The organism is Spirillospora sp. NPDC048911 (assembly GCF_043198015.1).
In the GTDB taxonomy this organism is placed as follows: domain Bacteria; phylum Actinomycetota; class Actinomycetes; order Streptosporangiales; family Streptosporangiaceae; genus Spirillospora.
The window spans coordinates 47,708-64,500 of the sequence record NZ_JBICUD010000009.1; the positions used below are offsets into that span (position 1 = coordinate 47,708).

The 16,793-nt window shown below is 70.3% G+C and carries 15 protein-coding genes; 6 read left to right on the forward strand and 9 right to left on the reverse strand.

All coding sequences use genetic code 11. The features are described 5' to 3' along the window. The first annotated feature begins 166 nt into the window (after positions 1-166). The gene (locus ACGFNU_RS35080; protein ID WP_392600780.1) at positions 167-772 is read left to right on the forward strand and encodes a hypothetical protein; all 606 of its coding nucleotides are present in this window, start codon (positions 167-169) and stop codon (positions 770-772) included. A 9-nt stretch (positions 773-781) separates the two neighbouring features. Continuing rightward, positions 782-1,066 carry a hypothetical protein gene (locus tag ACGFNU_RS35085; RefSeq protein ID WP_392600782.1) on the forward strand — a complete coding sequence of 95 codons (285 nt, stop codon included), beginning with the start codon at positions 782-784 and terminating at the stop codon, positions 1,064-1,066. Positions 1,067-1,431: 365 nt separating this feature from the next. Here ACGFNU_RS35085 and ACGFNU_RS35090 read toward each other — a convergent pair whose 3' ends face one another. The 4 genes from ACGFNU_RS35090 to ACGFNU_RS35105 all read right to left on the reverse strand — a co-directional run bounded on the left by ACGFNU_RS35090 (position 1,432) and on the right by ACGFNU_RS35105 (position 7,919). After that, positions 1,432-2,646 carry a HEAT repeat domain-containing protein gene (locus tag ACGFNU_RS35090; protein WP_392600784.1) on the reverse strand — a complete coding sequence of 405 codons (1,215 nt, stop codon included), beginning with the start codon at positions 2,644-2,646 and terminating at the stop codon, positions 1,432-1,434. 360 nt (positions 2,647-3,006) lie between these two features. Further along, complete coding sequence (locus ACGFNU_RS35095; protein ID WP_392600786.1) at positions 3,007-3,417, reverse strand: PaaI family thioesterase; 411 nt, start codon at positions 3,415-3,417, stop codon at positions 3,007-3,009. Then, the gene (locus ACGFNU_RS35100) at positions 3,407-4,000 is read right to left on the reverse strand and encodes a TetR/AcrR family transcriptional regulator (RefSeq protein WP_392600788.1); all 594 of its coding nucleotides are present in this window, start codon (positions 3,998-4,000) and stop codon (positions 3,407-3,409) included. Before ACGFNU_RS35100 ends, ACGFNU_RS35095 begins: the two co-directional genes overlap by 11 nt. Before the next feature lie 124 nt (positions 4,001-4,124). Then, a complete protein-coding gene (locus ACGFNU_RS35105) occupies positions 4,125-7,919 on the reverse strand; it encodes a hypothetical protein (RefSeq protein WP_392600789.1) in 3,795 nt (1,264 codons plus the stop codon). Between the two features lie 298 nt (positions 7,920-8,217). Here ACGFNU_RS35105 and ACGFNU_RS35110 point away from each other — a divergent pair, with 298 nt between their 5' ends. Beyond that, positions 8,218-8,652: a hypothetical protein gene (locus ACGFNU_RS35110; protein ID WP_392600790.1), complete on the forward strand. Its 435-nt coding sequence runs from the start codon at positions 8,218-8,220 to the stop codon at positions 8,650-8,652. Between the two features lie 278 nt (positions 8,653-8,930). Here ACGFNU_RS35110 and ACGFNU_RS35115 read toward each other — a convergent pair whose 3' ends face one another. Further along, positions 8,931-9,068, reverse strand: a complete 138-nt coding sequence (locus tag ACGFNU_RS35115) for a hypothetical protein (protein WP_392600792.1) — start codon at positions 9,066-9,068, stop codon at positions 8,931-8,933. A 44-nt stretch (positions 9,069-9,112) separates the two neighbouring features. Next, entirely contained in the window at positions 9,113-9,571 is a 459-nt protein-coding gene (locus ACGFNU_RS35120; protein WP_392600794.1) for a MerR family transcriptional regulator, read from the reverse strand. Between the two features lie 72 nt (positions 9,572-9,643). On the opposite strand from ACGFNU_RS35120, the gene ACGFNU_RS35125 reads away from it, so the two are divergent. Beyond that, positions 9,644-11,083, forward strand: a complete 1,440-nt coding sequence (locus ACGFNU_RS35125; RefSeq protein WP_392600796.1) for an MFS transporter — start codon at positions 9,644-9,646, stop codon at positions 11,081-11,083. Here the strand turns inward: ACGFNU_RS35125 and ACGFNU_RS35130 are convergent. After that, on the reverse strand, positions 11,067-11,801 hold the full coding sequence (locus tag ACGFNU_RS35130; protein ID WP_392600798.1) for a hypothetical protein: 735 nt from the start codon (positions 11,799-11,801) through the stop codon (positions 11,067-11,069). The two genes, ACGFNU_RS35125 and ACGFNU_RS35130, sit on opposite strands and share 17 nt — an antisense overlap. 21 nt (positions 11,802-11,822) lie before the next feature. Between ACGFNU_RS35130 and ACGFNU_RS35135 the strand changes: the two genes are divergently transcribed. Beyond that, the gene (locus ACGFNU_RS35135) at positions 11,823-13,148 is read left to right on the forward strand and encodes a protein kinase (protein ID WP_392600799.1); all 1,326 of its coding nucleotides are present in this window, start codon (positions 11,823-11,825) and stop codon (positions 13,146-13,148) included. A 232-nt stretch (positions 13,149-13,380) separates the two neighbouring features. On the opposite strand, the gene ACGFNU_RS35140 is transcribed toward ACGFNU_RS35135, so the two are convergent. Beyond that, positions 13,381-14,331 (reverse strand): alpha/beta hydrolase family protein, encoded by a 951-nt coding sequence (locus ACGFNU_RS35140; protein WP_392600801.1) that lies wholly within the window; start codon positions 14,329-14,331, stop codon positions 13,381-13,383. Positions 14,332-14,477: 146 nt separating this feature from the next. On the opposite strand from ACGFNU_RS35140, the gene ACGFNU_RS35145 reads away from it, so the two are divergent. Beyond that, the gene (locus ACGFNU_RS35145; protein ID WP_392600803.1) at positions 14,478-14,897 is read left to right on the forward strand and encodes a MerR family transcriptional regulator; all 420 of its coding nucleotides are present in this window, start codon (positions 14,478-14,480) and stop codon (positions 14,895-14,897) included. A gap of 396 nt (positions 14,898-15,293) precedes the next feature. On the opposite strand, the gene ACGFNU_RS35150 is transcribed toward ACGFNU_RS35145, so the two are convergent. Continuing rightward, a complete protein-coding gene (locus tag ACGFNU_RS35150) occupies positions 15,294-16,196 on the reverse strand; it encodes an NAD(P)-dependent oxidoreductase (protein WP_392600805.1) in 903 nt (300 codons plus the stop codon). Positions 16,197-16,793 lie beyond the last annotated feature (597 nt).

Here is a 16,793-nt window from a genome sequence, read left to right on the forward strand (position 1 = left end):
CAGCAGCGGTTCGTCGTGCCCGATGTCGGTGCCGCTTCCGGCGCAGGTCCAGCCGGTGTCGGGGGCCGTCGCTGGCCTGCCTTAGCTGCCCCATGAACATTGATCGGAAGATGCTGCCCCGGTTCGATGAGATTGAGGCCGACCTCCTGGGCCCGGTTGGCTCGGCGTGATCGAAGGCATCCACCTCGCCCTCACCTTTCTGCGCCGGAGACGAGAGCAGACCCGCCGACTCGCCCCGGTCGATCCGGTGTGCCTGGCGTTCCGTTGCTGCCGGCGACCCCGCGAGAATGAAGGCATGTATTGCCTACAGGCGGTCGTAGCCACTGAACCCGTGCTCCTTGAGTTGGCCGTCGCCGGCGCGGAGGCGCGCATTGTTCCCCTCGGCCAACATCTGTCGCTCTTGCCGATGACCGACGCGTTGTTCGATGCGGTCACGGTCGCCGGAGCAGCTGAACTCGCCGGGTTCTGTAAGGCGCCCGCAGGCTTGGGTCGTGTGCTGGCCGCCTGTTCGGCGACGGGACCGGTGGCCTACATCGAGGCCGACTACTTCGGCGGGACGGGGACACAGTCCGCGCAGGTCTGGGATGAGGGAAGGGTGGTCCTCGGCCCCGTGCATCTGGCCGAGGGAGAGCCGTGGCCGGCAATCGGCACTCCGATCTCCCAGGCGCTCCGGCGACTCGGGGCTGCCAAAGGCGCTCACGTTGACGAGTTCGACGCGGTCGGACTCGGCCGTCATCGCAACACAGATCGCTGGCTTTCGCCCACGAGCTGATCAACGCTGATGAGCGGACGCCGTTTGACTTGGTGCAGACGAGCTCCAGGAACAGCAAGCAGGTGTCGATCTTCTGCGCTCTGCTTCCTCGGCATCAACTGGATCGTCGGCTCCCACTGGCTCGCGGCGGTCGCCGACCTCTCCGGCGAGAGCGGTACCGACCTCGTCCGTTCCGGCTCGATCAGGACGGTCGGCTGGATCTTGTCCTTCACCGTCTTTCTCATCTCGCTGCCGGCCAGGATCGTCTTCTTCCCGTTCTTCCTCTGGAAATGGAACCTCAACTACATCTCCTGAGTGGGCGTACCGCATGTCGTCCGCCGTCGTGCGGGAGGAGGCAGACCGGACAGGGGCATCACCTACCCCGGCCAAGCCTGCGCCGTTTTCTTCAGCCTCTCCGGCAAGAACGGCCACGTCGCAAACCGTGACAGCTGGTACCTCGGTGTGCTTCACAAGCGCACGGCTTGACGCGCGACCACTGGTTCCCCATGCTCGGCCGCCTTTGTGATGCCTTGCAGTGGCCAGGGATGATCATGCGATGAGTTCGGATCCCTCGGCGTCGCAGCTGCTGGGCCATGCTGCTCGTGAGGTGCTCGGGCCGTTGGGGTTGAGGAACCCGTGCCGATGGTCCAAGCATTGGAACGGTCAGGTTGGCCGATTGTTTAGAGTCGGGCGTAGGTGCGGAATTCGTCGCGGTCGCGGGGGAGGCCCCAGGCCTCGATGATCTCGATGAAGTTGACCCACTGCCAGGTCTTGGTGTCGAGGTCGGCCAGCACCTGGACGGTCTGCCGCTGGGCTTTCGTCAGCTCCGCGAAGGACGGGGCTCGGGCCGCCGGCGACTGGGCGGGTCCGAATGCCATCTGTAGGGCGGCTGCGGTCATCGGGAACGCGGCGATCTCAGAGGTTCGAGCGAGGCCGTCGAGGACGTGGGAGAGCGTGCCGGACGGTGGATCGATCATGGCCGCCAGCGTCCGTGCGGCGTATCCGCGAAGGTCGCCTTCGCAGTAGGCGACTTGCAGGGTGCCTTGCTCCGGGGGAGAGGCGGCGGCCGTGGCCAGCTCGCCGATCACGTCTTGGTCGGTCGAGCCGATGCGGGCCAGGGCGATGGCGGCGGCCCAGCGCAGCAACGGGTCCTCGCCTGCCAGTTGTTCTCGAAGCAGTGGGGCTGCTTCGTGGTCGGCGAGCAGTCCCAGCGCCACCAAGGCGTTCGCGGCGATGGGGGCTACTGTCTCGGCCGCCAGCAGTGACCGGAGCGCCGGGATCGACGTCGCCGCCTCTTCGGGGAACCAGGCCAGCAGGTAGGCGCCGCTGGCCCGCAGCCCCGGGTCGTCCTGGACGAGCAACTCGCGGAACACCGAGGTGCCGGCTCGAACGGCGTCGTAGGCGGCGAGCTCGGCCTCCGCGAACATCAGGTTGTCACGGAAGTCCATGAGGGACCGCCGCCATTCCCGGGACCGGCGTTCGGCCTCGTCGGCGGCCTCTGCCACCCACGCGTCCAGTTTGCGCTCCTCCTCGGCGGGATCGGCGGCGCGCATCCGGTCCACTTCTGCGCGCCACCCGGCGATGTCCACTCCGGCCGGCAGGAACGACTCGTCGAAGCCGATCGCGATGCCCACCAGCAGGTAGGTCAGGTCGCCACGGTCGGGGGTGGCGGGATCGGCCAGCAATGCCAGCAGGAAGGGCACCGCGGGCGCCGTGGCCTCGTAGCGGCTGCCCTGATGGAAGATGTTGCCGTAGAGGTCGCCAAGGGCTCGCTCGCGTTCGGCGGGCGACCCGCGCAGACCGCGCAACTGGCCGGGCACGTCCGCCGCGGAGCCGTAGGCATGCCGCAGCCTCGCCCAGTCGATGTCGTCCAGCCCCGCCAGTGGATCGTTCACGCCACGATCTTGCCAGACGGCCAGGACAGTCTGAGGCGTCCAAGGGCACATGAGCATGGGGTCGCCCCGCAGCGGCGTGAAGGTCTCAGGATCAGTGACGCCGTCTCAGGAGGAAACATCGCGCAGCCGCAGCAGTTGGCGGCACCGTAATTGAGATCATGCTCGCGGCGGGTGCCGTCGGCTTTCTCGCACAATTCCTGCCGGTGCAGGCCAGGCTCGCAAGCAGTTTGTGAGGTAAGTGAACGGAATGCCACTCACCCTCGCCGGCGCCGAGTCCAGAGCGAGGGTGTGGAGTTGGCAGATCTCGGCAGTTGATTCCATGAGCGCACCATCTGGATGGTGACCTGGCGTGATTGCTGGCTACCGTGCCGGTTTCGGTTCGCTGGCAGGCATGAAGAGCGCTGTGACGGTGGCGACGACGTGGCCGGTGGAGAACCTCGCCGTTCCGGCCGCGAGCCTGCGGCCGACGCGGGTCGGGGAAATGGCGATCTCGACCCACTCTCCCTCGCGAGCGGTGCCGAGGATGTCGCACGAGAGATTGACGGTGACCAGCGGCGTCGGCGGGTCGGATTGAACGGCGAGGGCGTGCCCGATCGCCACGTCGCCGATCGTGGCGATCACGCCTCCGTGGAGGAGCCCCCGCGCGTTCATCTTGGGACCCGCGACGGTGAATCCGGCCCGCAACGGGTCGGTCGGGTGTCGCTGGAATCCGCCGAGCGCGGTCAGCAACGGGCTGGGCCGGTGCCAGGGAATGAAGTCCTCAGTGCTCATGTCGCCTCCCGGCGAATCCGTTCAGTGTCGCGGTCACCGTCAAGCGGAAGCGCAGATCGATCGATCGGGGGGTGCTGCCCAGGAGTCCGGACGATTCGAGGCCGACCAGTCCCTGGACGGTGGCGAACAGTCCGATGGCGGCGTCGCGGGCCAGCCCGCGACCCACCACGGCCGCCACCCGCACGACCACGACCTGGTAGATCGCTTCTGCGGCTCTGGTGTCTTCCGCGTCCGGCCGGAACTCGGCGAACGGGCGCGAGAACATCACCTCGTACAAGTGCGGATGGCGGTGTGCGAACGAACGGATGGTCAGCGCCAGCGCGAGAACGTCCGTCTCGGGGTCGTCACCGGTCTCCAGGGCGGCCAACTCCTGCGCCAACCGAGCGAATCCCTCAGCGAAGATGGCGCGTACCAGCCCGGCTTTGCCGCCGAACAGTTCGTTCACCGCCGCCAAGGATGAGTCGGCGCCCGCCGCGACCGCGCGGGTCGTCACCGCGGCACTGCCTCCGGCGTCCAGAAGCCCTGTCGCGACCGTCAGCAGTTCGTCCCGCAACGCGTCTGTGCGCACCTTGCGTCGCCCCATACGCCAAACAATATCGGATCAACGATCTGATATATAGCGCCGAAAGCCAGCGGCACCTGCCCGAGCGGGTGGGAGACGCGGGCATCTCACATCGTCGGGCTGGAGGAGACGGCCTTGGTCCAGGTCATTTGCAGGGTGGCTCGTAGGGGCGCTGGGGGATGTGGCGGCGCCATTCCCGGGCGGTGAGAACGCCTCGGGTGGTGTCGCAGATCCGCTGGACGGCATGGTCGATGTCCAGGTCCCACAACCGTACGGTGCCGTCGGTGCTCGCCGTCGCGAGCCCGCCGCGGTCGAACGCGACCGACCGGACCGCGGCGGTGTGGCCGGTCAGCGCCTCGCCGATCGGCGCGGCGGGCGCGACGTTCCACAAGCGGACGGCCCTGTCGTAGCCGGCGGTCGCGAGCAGGTCGCCGGCCGGGCTGAAGGCCAGCGAGGTCACCGCCTCCGTGTGCCCGGTCAGCGGCCGTCCCAGCGCGGCCGGGTGGACGGGGTCGCGGACGTCCCACAGCCGGACCGTCGTGTCGTCACCCGCGGTGGCGAGCATCCGGCCGTCGGGGCTGAAGACCGCCTGCTGGACGGGTCCGCCGTGGCCGCCGAGCGTGGCCAGGAGGCGGTGGCTCACGGGGTCCCAGAGCCGGGTGGTGTGGTCGCTGCTGGCAGTCGCCAGCAGGTTCCCGGACGGACTGAACGCGACGGAGTTGACGTACCCGGAGTGACCGGTCAGCGGTGGCCCGGTCGCGGCGGGGCGTGCGGGGTCGCGGATGTCCCATAGCCGGATGGTCTTGTCGTCGTCGGCGGTGGCGAGCAGGCGCCCGTCCGGGCCGAAGGCGACCGGCGCCGCGTACCGGTGGCGGGTGATGATCGGCCGGCCGATCGGCCGCGGCGCGGCGGGGTCGCCGACGTCCCACAGCCGGGTGGTCCGGTCGCCGCCGCTGGTGGCGAGGACGCGCCCGTCGGGGCTGAACGCCACCCAGTAGGTGAGGCCGGTGTGCGCGGTGATCCGCCGTCCCGCCGGGCGGCCGGAGCCCGCGGCGTCCCAGAGACCGATCGTCTGGTCGTCGCTGGCGGTGGCGAGCAGGCGGCCGCCGGGGCTGACGGCCAGCCGCACGACGCTGGCGGAATGTCCGGTGAGGACTCCGGCGGGCAGGGACCAGAGCCGGACCGAGCCGTCGGCGTTGCCGGTGGCGAGGGCGCGGCCGCCGGGCCTGAAGTCGACCGCGAAGACGATGCCGGTCCGTGCGGTGAGCGGTTCGCCGAGCTGGGTCGCGGTCGCGGGGTCGGCGAGGTTCCACAGCCGGGTGGTGCTGTCCACGCTCGCGGAGGCGAGCATGCGCCCGTCGGGGCTGAACTTGACCGACCACACGGGGCCGCCGTGGCCGGTGAGGGGCGGTCCCAGGGGCGCGGGGCGGGCCGGGTCCGCGACGTTCCACAGCCGGATGGTCTTGTCCTTTCCGGCGCTGGCGAGGACGCGGCCGTCGGGGCTCAGCGCCACCGAGTGGACGAGCCCGTGGTGGCCGGTGAGCGGCGCGGCGAGGGGACGGGGCGGGCCGGGGCCGGTGACGTCCCACAGCCGGACGGTCTTGTCGTCGCCCCCGCTGGCCAGCAGCCGTCCATCGCCGCTGAACGCGACGGAACGGACGGCCGCGGTGTGGCCGGTGAGGGGCCGGCCGAGCCGAACCGGACGGGCAGGGTCGCGCACGTCCCACAGGCGGACCGTGTGATTCTCGTTCGCGGTGGCGAGCATCCGTCCGTCCGGGCTGAACGCCACCAGGTAGACGGTGCCGTCCCCGCCGTTGAGGGGACGGCCGAGCGGTACCGGACGGGCCGGATCGCGCACGTCCCACAGCCGGACGGTCTTGTCGTCGCCCGCGGTGGCCAGCAGCCGTCCGTCCGGACCGAACACCGCGGACGTCACCCAGCTGGTGTGACCCGTGAGCGGACCGCCCAGCGGCTTGGGCCGTGTCGGATCGGCGACGTCCCACAGCCGCGCGGTGTTGTCGTAGCCCGCGGTCGCCAGGACACGCCCGTCGGGCCGGTGGGAGGTCAGGTAGACGGCGCCGGTGTGGCCGCGGAGCGGCGTCTGCAAAGGCGTGTGCTGGGTGGAGATCAGCCTGGTGCGGACGGCCGGATCGGCGGGCCGCAGCCGGCGGGCGACCAGGGTCAGCTGGGCACCCAGGGACGGGTCGGTCGTCCGCATCCGGTCCGCTTCGGCCAGGACCTGCCTGAAGATCGCCTCGTCCCGCTGGCGCACGGCCAGCCCGGCGGTCCCGCCCGCGACGACGGCCAGCACGGCCACCAGGGCCACCACCAGGCGGCGGGCGTACCGGGCGCGGCGCCGGTGCCGGGCCGAGGCGGTGACGAACGCGCGGGCCACCGGGGTCAGGCCGGGGCCGTGCGGGGTGAGCGGGCGACCCGTCTCCAGGCGGGCCGTCTCCAAGCGGGCCCCGCGGTACAGCAGTGAGGAGTCGCGGCCTTGGCGGTCCCAGATCCCGGCGTCCTCCTCCAGCCGCTGCCGCGCCAGATTGCCCGCACGATCGTCGTCGATCCACGTCCGCAGCCGCGGCCAGGCCCACAACAACGCCTCGTGCGTGATCTCAGCCCAGCCCGCGTCCACGGTGACCAGCCGCTGCCGGGCCAGGACCTCGAGCGCCCGCTCGGCGGTGGCGGTCGAGGTCAGCTCCGCGTGCGGCACCCTCCGGCGGGTGTCGTGCGCGTCGTCGCCGATCCGGACGAGCCGGAGCAGCAGGCGGCGCACGGCGTCCCGCTCGCCGGGGGTCAGCCCGGCCCAGGCCCGCTCGGCCGTCGCGGCCACCGAGCCCTGGATGCCGCCCGCCGCGCGGTACCCGCCGACGCTGAGCCTGCCGGATCGGCGACGCTGCCAGGTGGCCCGCAGCGCGTGGGAGAGCAGCGGCAGCGCCCCCGGCTCGTGGGGGCCCTCCCCGGAGACGTGGCGTTCGCCCAGGTCCCGCAGCATCAGGTCCACCAGGCCCGGCTCCACGCGCAGGCCGACCGCCTTGGCCGGAGCGCAGATCGCCTCCCGGAGCCCGGCGGCGGTCATGGGCTCCAGCGCCAGCTGCCGGTCGCGCATCGCCGCCGCCAGCTCCGGATACCGCAGGCAGTGACCATAGAAGTCCGCGCGGACGCCGAGGACCACCGCCTGGGCGGTACGGGCGGCGGCGTGCAGCCCGGCCACGAACGTCCGCCGCCGCTCCTCGTCGCGGCACAGCGTGAACGTCTCCTCGAACTGGTCGACGATCAGCACGCATGGCTCGTCGGGCCCGATCCGGGCGGACGCCTCGGCGAGCTCACCGACCGGGTCGGCCCCCGGAACCATCAGCCGGGCAGAGGCGCCCGGCGGCAACGCCGGGACGAGACCGGCCCGCAGCAGCGACGACTTGCCCGACCCCGAGGCACCGACCAGGGTCACGATGCCGCCCGTCCGCCGGCCTTCGTCGAGGAGCTCCAGCAGCGTTGCGGTCGATCGCCGCCGGCCGAAGAACCACGGTGCGTCTCCCTGGCCGAAGGGCGCAAGCCCCGGGTACGGGCAGATGCCGAGATCCTCGGTGCGTTCGGCGACGGGCGCGTCTTCGACCCGCTTCGCCAGCGCCGCCTGCCACCAGCCCCTCCAGGCGGCGACGTCGTACAGTCCCGGCGCCAGCGGACGCGGCCGCCGCTTCCGGGCCTGCCCGATGAGCACCTCCAGCACCACGGCGAGCGCGGGGAACCGGGCCGGCACGTTGCGGCCGAGCCGCCAGTCACTGACCCGCTGGACCGAGACCCGGACCGGCCGGCCCCGGTCGTCCACGCGCCTGGTCCGCTCGACCGACGCGACGACCTGCTTCAGGGGCGGGTCCCCTGCCTCGGCGTAGAGCAACGCGAAGCGCTCGGCGAAGTCCGCGCGTGGCCCTGTCCCGGCCATGCCGACACCTCCGGTTCCGGTCCGGAAAACCCGCGACCGTGCCCTGACCAGGCGATGCCTCGCGAGCCCGAGCACGCCGCCCCTTGTGAACGCCTGCCGCGGACGAACAATGACCAGGAAATCATGACCGCCCCCGGCCGGGACGACTGCGTCCTAGGACCCAGGTTCGACGACACCGCATGACCACTTCGGGCCGGGCGCACGAGCCGAGGCGGACCCGCCTCATCCAGTCCCATGAAAGGAGACTCCCATGGCGCAGCTCGGCAGAACGAGGCCCGATATCGGAAGGGCACGGACCATGAGACGGCCCCTGGCGCGCGCACTGATGGTCCTCACCCCGTTCGTGCTGGTGGCCGGTCTCGCCGCCCCCGCGTCAGCCGACACGCGTACCTTCCGGTATCCCAAGCAGCGGGTGAGCGAGCAGTTCCGGTTCGGCAACGCGTGCCCGTACAAGATCTTCTACGGCCAGTTCAACACGGCGGCCTTCGCGGAGGTGCGCGTCTACACCGGCTGCGGCGGGGTCTACACCAGCATGGGCCTGTACTACACCGGGAACGGCCGGCGGCTGCCCGACAACACCGGCGGCGGGCAGGACGGGTGCGGCAGTTACCTGTACCGGCAGGTCGTCGTGGACAACGCCACCGCCACCGGCATGTACGTCGACTTCGTGAACGGCAACAGGCGCATCTTCCGGCCGAACACGGGCGAACCGACCAGCGGGAGAGCCTGCTAGCCGAGCCCGGTCATCGATCCAGCGCCGCCCGGGAGGTCATCCGGGACCTGCCCACGACCGCCACCGCCGGAAGCCACAGCCACAGCCACCAGGCTGCCATGGCCGAGGCGCCACCGACGACGGGCCAGGGCCGACGGGATGCTTCCCTCGACGGACCGGGGGCGCAGGCATGGGGCGTACCACATCTGACGTGGTACGCCCCATGCGTTGGATCAGCGGAAGCCCATCCAGTATCCGTGCGGAGCCCAGCCACTTTTCGTCGAACCCCATCAGCGGGCTCAGTGGCTCGCCCTCGTACGACCCGCCACCATCAGCCCGTCGGCGTCCGACGAAGTCTTGGGCTCGGCGCACGATGCCAGCCCCACCATCAGCACCACGGCGCCGAACGCCGCGACCAACCGGGCCTTGCGTCCCACCTGCCACCCATGCCGGGCAAGCTAACCTCGACCGACCTCTTCAGCTAAGAGATGCTCGGCGGAGTTGCCGTAGAGATCGGCGAGGCCGGCATGACTCCGGTGCTCAGGTATTCGTCGATCGAGGCGGCGAGGTAGGGGCAGCGGTCGGCGGGGTGGTCGTTGGGGCATCGCAGCATATGGGCCAGGGTCGCGCGCGCGGCGTTGAGCCGGGCCAGTTGTTCGTCACAGGCGGCGATGCGGCTCTCGACAGCGGCCCGCCACGTCGTGTCGTCGGTGCGGCCGGTGAGGAACGCGCCGATCTCGTCCAGGCTCATCGCGGCCATGGTCTGCCAGAGCTGGATCATCGCGATGCGGCGCAGGTCGTCCTCGCTGTAGCGGCGGCGGCCCGACTCGCGGGCGGCAGGGGTGATCAACCCGCACTTCTCCCACCAGCGCAGGGTGGAGACGGCCAAGCCGAGGCGGTCGGCGACCTGCCCGATCGAGTACATCGGACCGTTTGACATGAAGGCGACTTTAGCTCGCATTCTGTGCCTGCGGCCGCACACGGCTGCCGCGCGAGCACAGAGGTAGGACGGATGAACACGAGGACCGCTGGGTGGCGCGTGCCGGCCGGGTTGATGCTCGGCCCGTTCGTCGCGCTGCTGGACCTGAGCATCGTGACGGTGGCGCTGCCGAAGATGGGCACGGACCTGCATACCGGCCCCTCGGGGCAGCAGTGGGTCGTCGACGCCTACACCGTCTGCATGGCGGCGCTGCTGCTCTCGGGAGGGACGCTGGGCGACCGGTACGGCCGCAAGCGCGCCTACCTGGCCGGAATCGTCCTGTTCACGGTCGCCTCCGCCGGGTGCGCGCTCTCGCCGAACATCGGCACGCTCATCGCGGCCCGCGCCGTCCAGGGGGCGGCGGCCGCGCTGGTGATGACCGGGTCGTTGTCGCTGCTGGTGCAGGCCTACCCCGACCCGGCGCGGCGGGCGCGAATGCTCGGCCTGAACGGGGTGATCGGCGGTTCGTCGATCGTGTTCGGGCCGCTCATCGGCGGCCTGCTGGTGGACACGGCGGGCTGGCCGAGCATCTTCCTGATCAACCTGCCCATCGGCGCCGCCGCCGTCTGGCTGGTGGCACGCTCGATGCCCGAGAGCGCGGACCCCGACCATGCGGCGCTGGACCCGGCCGGTCAACTGCTGGGCCTGACGTTCCTGGCCGCCCTCACTTACGGCGTGATCGCCGGAGGCGACCACGGATGGACCTCGGCGCACACCCTCGTCCCGCTGGGGGTGGCGGCCCTCGCGCTGGTCGCCTTCCTGGCCGCCGAGCATCGGCTGACCCGTCCGATGCTGCCGTTGGCGGTGTTCACCGACCGGAACTTCACCGTGCCCAACATCGCCTCATTCGTCCTGGCCTTCGGCACCAGCGCGATCTTCATCCTGTTCTCGCTGTACCTGCAGAACGTGCAGAACCGCTCGGCGACCATGGTCGGGATACTGTTCCTGCCCCTCAGCGGAGTGCTGTGCCTGGTCGCGCCCGTCGCGGCTCGGCTGTGCACCCGGTACGGCCCGAACACCATGATGATCGGCGGCTACACGATCTCAGGCATCGGCCTGCTCGCTCTCCGCGCCCTGGACACCCACAGCGGCCCGGTCGCGATCAGCCTGTTCGGCGTTCTGCTCGGCGTGGGCATGGGCGCCTCCATCGCCCCCACGCAGCTCGCCGGAGTGCTCGCCCTGCCCCGCGAACGCTCCGGCCTGGCATCGGCCTGCATCGCCACCAGCCGCCAGGCCGGCACCGCGATCGGCGTCGCCGTCCTGGGCGTGGTCATCACCACCAGCGCCGGCGACCCGGGCCGACCCGGCTACGACGCGGGTTTCGTTCACGGCCTGCACACGGCCGGACTCGTATCAGGGGTGCTCACCCTGGCCACCGCAGCGCTGATCGCCGCCAACCGCCCCCGGCGAAGCAACCCGCCCGGCACCAAGGCCCCCATCTCCTATGAACAAGGCCTCAGTAAGAGCAGGTGAACGGATACAAGTCGGCTACGGCACTGAACAACGTGGACGCGATCGAACTGCTGTAAGAGCCGGACAGCAGCGGAGTGACCTGGTCGGACAGATACTGGACGGCCGCCGTCCGGGAATGTGCGCCGCCGAACCGGTTGTCCAATCCGGCGAACATGGCCGAGGTTGACCGGATGGCCTCTACGTCGCTCATCCCGACCCGCCGCCGGCCTTCCCGCGCACGGGGACTCGCGGCGCTGGCCAACAGCCATTCGAACGCCGGATGAGTGAGGGCGGTGACGTCAACGGAGCCCAACGAGCACTTCCGACGCTGAACGTCGGCAGTCCAGAGTTCGATGACCGTCTCGATGAGGTCTTCGGTGCTGGGGGAGAAATTCAGTCCGGCAGATCCGCTGGAGCAGGTGTGCAAGGGCCCGTCGGTGCCGTCGGACCGGAGCGTGGAGAAGAGCTGAACCGGGCGCAGGAGATCTTGGCGGATCCCTTTCCTGCTGAGTCGGCGGATCGACTGCGGGCTGAGCTGGTGAGTGATCAGAGGCCGGAGGATGAACCTGGGCGGGTTGAGGTCCGGAGGGTTTCGAGAGTCGACGTACGGGCGGCTGGGTTGGGCTTGTTGTGGTTCGTCTTCAGGGTGGCCCACCCGGTTCAGGTCGACGTAGGTGATCTCGATTCCTGGTGGTGAAGAATGTGAGGTTCCTTCGGAGATTCCTGGCGGGCCGTTCATGATCGTGCTTGGCTACTCGGCGTGGGCTCGACACCGCTTTATCTGGCCGATCGCTACCGTCTGTACGAGCAGATCGGAACCGGTCGCGTCGCCACGGTCTGGCTGGCTTGGGACGAGGTGCTCGACAGGCTGGTCGCGGTGAAGGTGGTCAGGGATTCGATGGCTGCGGTGCCGGTGTTCCGGGCTCGGTTCCTGGAGCAGGTGCGGAAGGCGGCCCGGCTGTCGCATCCGGCGATCGTCACCATCCACGACTTCGGCGAGAGCGGGCAGCCCGACGGCGTGCCGTTGCCGTTTGTTGTCATGGAGCTGCTGAGCGGCGAGACGCTCGCCACCCGGCTCGGCCAGGGCCCGCTGCCGCAGCGGGAGGCGCTTGACGTCTGCGGGCAGGTGGCCTCTGCCCTCGCGTACGCCCATGCGGCGGGAGCCGCGCACCACGATCTCAAGCCCAGCAGCGTCCTTTTCACTGACGGCGGCCCGAAGATAGTCGGCTTCGGCACCGGCGAGGTGATCGGTGGGCCGATCGACGCCGCCGCGGGGGACGTGCGTGCCCTGGGCTTGCTGCTCTCGGCGGCGGTGACCGGCCGGGCGGACGCCGAGTCGTCGAGCGCGGTGCCCTTCGAGGTGGCCGCCGTCCATGTGCGATGCCTGCTGCCCGACCCCGCGGCCCGCCCGTCGGCCGCCGAGGTGGCCGCGGTGCTCGCCGGGCCGCGCCGTGCCGCCGTGCCGGGTGGCGCCGGAACCCTGGCCCGGCGGGCGCATCGGGCCGTTCGGCGGCGGTCCCGCGTCCTGCGGCACACGGTAGTCCTGCTGAGTGCCCTTGCGCTCGTGGCGCTCACCGCGCTGGTTCTCCAGAGTGACTCGGCCGAGCGGGCTCTGCCGCCACCGAGGATGGAGGCCACGGCGCCGTCCTATCTTTCCGGCGCCGCCGCGGCGTCCGCTGACCCGTCCCCGTCCCCGTCTCCCACCCACAGCACGACGGAGTCACCATCGGCGTCCGCCACGCCCGCCCCCGATCCGACCCCGTCAGCCACCCCCAAGCCCACCCGCAGGGCCAGACCGACCAGGCCCGCACCCGCCCCTCACGCGGACCCTGCCGAGGTTTTGTCGCGTGCCCAGCGCGCCGTGGACGCGGGGGTGGCCGCGGGCGAGATCCGCTCCGACGTCGGCCTGGACCTCAACAACGTCCTGGGCAACCTCCGCCGCGACCTCCAGCAGAACCCCACGGCCGACCTGCGCGCAGGGCTGACCGCGATCCACAACAAGATCGATACCCGGCTGGGCGAGCGTGCCATCACGCCTTCCCGCGCCGGACGCCTCCATGCGATCCTCAACGAAATCCGCACCTGAAGCACAAACCGCGGCGGACCGGGCACGCCGCAGGACTGTCGGGTTTTCGCGCCTGCAGCCAGATCGCTTGGAGGCCGACCACACAATTGCATTCATCTCCAGCGTGGGCGGCGCAGCCGGGGATTAGCGTGGCGGCGACCTTCTCGGCTTGAGCTGAGGTGGACGATGCTGGATCACGGGGAAGCCCGGTGATCTCGACCGTCCGCTCCGACGCGCCCACCCTTGTGGCGCTTCATTTGGATTCGAGTCGTCCCATTGGGTGTGAGGCGCTGGTGAGGGCTGCTTGCGCGGCGGTCCAGGCGGAACTGTCGAGGCCGAGGACGTGGCGCAGGTAGGCGAGGGTGACCTGTTGGACGAGGACGACGCGTTCGGGGTTCTCGTCGGTGGTCTCGGCGGCTTCGTAGCCGGAGATGCCGCCGAGGAGGTGCTCGCCGTCGAAGACGGTGAGCAGGCTCTTGTCGCCGGGGCTGAGGGTGTAGGGCTCGGTGGTCCATTCCGGTCCGCGGGTGGTCACCGGGAGGTGGTCCTTGCCGCCGGCGACGACGAGGGCCGGGACGGTGAGGTGGGAGAAGTCCACGTCACGCAGCCAGGGGAGGTGCTCGGCGGCGTAGGGGGTCAGATGGTCGCCGCCCGTCCCGGCCGTGGCCAGCAGGACGCCGGCGGTGACGCGCGGGTCGGACAGGTCTTCGGCGGCTCCGGTCTGCGGGTCGGTGACGCGCAGGCCTAGCAGGATCGCGGCGGTGTGGCCGCCGAAGGAGTGCCCGGCGGCGGCGATGCGGCCGCGGTCCAGGCGTCCGGCCAGCCCGGGGACGGTCGCTTCCAGCACGTCGAGGCCGTCGAGGATGCGCTTCATGTCGTCGACCCGGATTCGCCACGTCCGGGACCTGCGGGGGTCGTCCGCGGCGAGGTTCAGCCTTCTGGAGTCCAGGTGGGTGGCCTGGACCACCACGAAGCCATGCGCGGCCCAGTAGTCGGTCAGAGGTGCGTAGCCGTCCAGGTGGGAGCCGAATCCGTGGGCGAACACGATGATCGGCAGTTCGCGCCCGGTGACCGGCGCGGTCACACGCACGTGCAGGTCCTCGCCGCGCTCGGGGGCCGGCAGGACGATCGGCTTCACCGAGACGATCGGGGTGGCGGCGATGCCGGCGGTGAGCCCCGTCGGCACGGTGGCGGAAGTGGTCATGGGGGTCTCCAACCTTTGGGTTTTGTGCGGTGGCCGGCTGTCGGCGGCCAGACCGGGAGGCAGCCGGTGGGCCTCACGCCGGGTACGCTAAAACCTGACATTGATGTCAGAGGCAAGATGTGTGCCACAGATCACGGAGGGGCCGGATGCGGATCGGGGAACTCGCCGTCAAGACGGGCGTCGGCGTCCGGTCCCTGCGGTACTACGAGCAGCAGCGGCTCCTGGCCGCCGAACGCAGCTCCAGCGGTCAGCGCCACTACCCCGACAGCGCGGTCGACCGGGTCCGGCTCATCCAGCAGCTGTACGCCGCCGGACTGTCCAGCAAGACCATCGCCGACCTCATCCCCTGCGTCGTCGACGGCCGCGCCACGCCCGAACTGCTCGCCCGCTTGGCCGACCAACGCGACCACATCGACAGGCACATCGCCGACCTGACCGACACACGCGACCGGCTCGACTCGGTCATCACCAACGCCGGCACCAACATGCTCACCGGCAGGCCCTGCCGCGCCAGCGACACCCCGCACGGCTTGGCGCAAGACGACGGCCCGACCACGCCGCCGTGATGTGAATCACCTGGGCGGCAGCCCCGTGATTCCCGCAGGGCTTACGGAGCGGCCGCTGCGGAGGCGTCGATTCCGCTGCTGCGCTGTCTCAGCAAGTTTGTTGGGCGTGCCGTCGAGTTATCGAGGCGGAGCCCGCCCGGTCGTCAGTTGTGCCAGCCATCGTGGTCGAGGCTGGTGTGCAGGGAGCCGTCAGCGTCCGCGTAAAGAGTGTGTGGAGGCCGGTCAACGCCTCCATATCCGTTATCGCGAAGTCGTACGACCAGCGCTGGCCATTGGTCCACCTGCAGGGATTCGTCCAGACGGCGTTCCGGGTGGCCAGATGGCGGCCGCATGTGGTGGTGACAGGGAATGGGCCATTCCCTGTCACGGCCACGTGTGTGGGGCGGGACGGTCGGCTTATGTGCGGCTGTGCTTCGTCAGAAGCTCGAACAGGCTCGAGAAGCCCTGTTGGCCGTGTCCGTCGGCGATCCGGCGGTCCATCAGTTGCTTGACCTCCCGCATCCGCGTGGCTTCCACGCCGACGGATTCGCGGTGGCTGATCATGTCGTCCATCAGCGCGGCCTGGACGTTCAGCGAACCGAGGTCCGGCGGGTGGTCGCCGCTCTTGACCGCCCGTGCCATGGAGGTCAGCAACGGCGGGTAAGCGGGTATCGAACCGGCGACGCGCTCGGCGAACTGCACCACGTCGATGCCCTCTGCCTGTACCAGTTGCAGTGTGTGCAGGTAGCCGATGAGCAATTCGTAGGAGACCGCGACCTGGGCCATGAACTCCACGGCGGCCAAGCCGGCGTCCGCGCCGTGGTAGGCGACGCCGCCGAGTACTTTTAGCGTCGGCTCGTGGGCGGCCCACGCGCTGGGGGAGCCGCTGATCGGAATCATGATGTTCGGCGTGCCGATGTGCGGCGGGTCTCCCATGAGCTTGCCGTCGAGGTACTCGGCGCCGCGTTCGTTCGCCCAGCGCTCGTTGTCGCGTGCCTGGGCGGGAGAGCCGCTGGTGAGGTTCACCAGTACCTTGCCCGCGACTGCGGCGTCGACGGATGCCAGCACCTTCTCGACCGCTGCGCCGTCGAGGAGGCAGACCACCACGAGCGGGCTCCCCGCCACCGCGTCCGCGGGGGTCGCGGCCGCTGTGGCACCGGCGGCGACCAGTGTCGCGGTCTTGCTCGCGGTCCGGTTCCAGAGGGTCGTGTGGTATCCGCGCTCGACGAACGTCCTGGCGATCGCCGATCCCATGTCACCCAGGCCGAGCACGGTGACCTGGCCGGGGGCGGCGATGCTGGGGCCGGTTGTTCCTGTCATGGTGATCCCTTTCGGGTCGAAGGAGTGGCTGTTTTGTTGAAGGCATGACTGCCGCGGGCGCCCTGAGGACCTGGAGCAGAAGGTGGCCGTCCGGAACCATCGGAACTTCTAGACGGCTCGCCGCCGGGGCGGCGGCGCAGCCAGAAGTCGTCGGGGGCCCAGGCGAGGCCGTCCCGGCTGTCGGCGCCGATCCACGGACCGAGCACCCCGACGACGGCGATGGCGGTAAGGATGTGGGGACGTGGGAGCCGTCGGCGGCGACGCGCTTGAAGACGAAGTCGCGCGCGGTGGTCGCAGGCCGGAGGGGCGCGCTGGCGTGCTCACCGAAGTAGCGGGGGTCGGGGAAGAGCATGGTCACTCCATGGCCGAGCACTAACTAGATGAGCGCCAAGATAAACAGTGGTTGCGTAAGTGTCAATTAAATGAGTGCTCATCTATCTGTCGCGGAATGAACCATGGCCTCCTAGGTGGAGGCGGTGCTGGAGCAGTGGCGCCGGGAACGCGCCGACCTCGACGTCTCGCCGATCGGCGTCGGCTGGAGCCCGGAGCACGGCTGATGCGAAGTGCTCGATCAGTTGTTGCTCCTCGACGCGCCGC

What these genes read in the sequence shown, in the direction of transcription:
- ACGFNU_RS35085 (WP_392600782.1), top strand. Translation starts at nt 782, where the DNA reads ATGAGCGGACGCCGTTTGACTTGGTGCAGACGAGCTCCAGGAACAGCA.
- ACGFNU_RS35095 (WP_392600786.1), bottom strand. Translation starts at nt 3,417, where the DNA reads ATGAGCACTGAGGACTTCATTCCCTGGCACCGGCCCAGCCCGTTGCTG.
- ACGFNU_RS35100 (WP_392600788.1), bottom strand. Translation starts at nt 4,000, where the DNA reads ATGGGGCGACGCAAGGTGCGCACAGACGCGTTGCGGGACGAACTGCTG.
- ACGFNU_RS35105 (WP_392600789.1), bottom strand. Translation starts at nt 7,919, where the DNA reads ATGGCCGGGACAGGGCCACGCGCGGACTTCGCCGAGCGCTTCGCGTTG.
- ACGFNU_RS35110 (WP_392600790.1), top strand. Translation starts at nt 8,218, where the DNA reads ATGAGACGGCCCCTGGCGCGCGCACTGATGGTCCTCACCCCGTTCGTG.
- ACGFNU_RS35120 (WP_392600794.1), bottom strand. Translation starts at nt 9,571, where the DNA reads ATGTCAAACGGTCCGATGTACTCGATCGGGCAGGTCGCCGACCGCCTC.
- ACGFNU_RS35125 (WP_392600796.1), top strand. Translation starts at nt 9,644, where the DNA reads ATGAACACGAGGACCGCTGGGTGGCGCGTGCCGGCCGGGTTGATGCTC.
- ACGFNU_RS35130 (WP_392600798.1), bottom strand. Translation starts at nt 11,801, where the DNA reads ATGAACGGCCCGCCAGGAATCTCCGAAGGAACCTCACATTCTTCACCA.
- ACGFNU_RS35140 (WP_392600801.1), bottom strand. Translation starts at nt 14,331, where the DNA reads ATGACCACTTCCGCCACCGTGCCGACGGGGCTCACCGCCGGCATCGCC.
- ACGFNU_RS35145 (WP_392600803.1), top strand. Translation starts at nt 14,478, where the DNA reads ATGCGGATCGGGGAACTCGCCGTCAAGACGGGCGTCGGCGTCCGGTCC.
- ACGFNU_RS35150 (WP_392600805.1), bottom strand. Translation starts at nt 16,196, where the DNA reads ATGACAGGAACAACCGGCCCCAGCATCGCCGCCCCCGGCCAGGTCACC.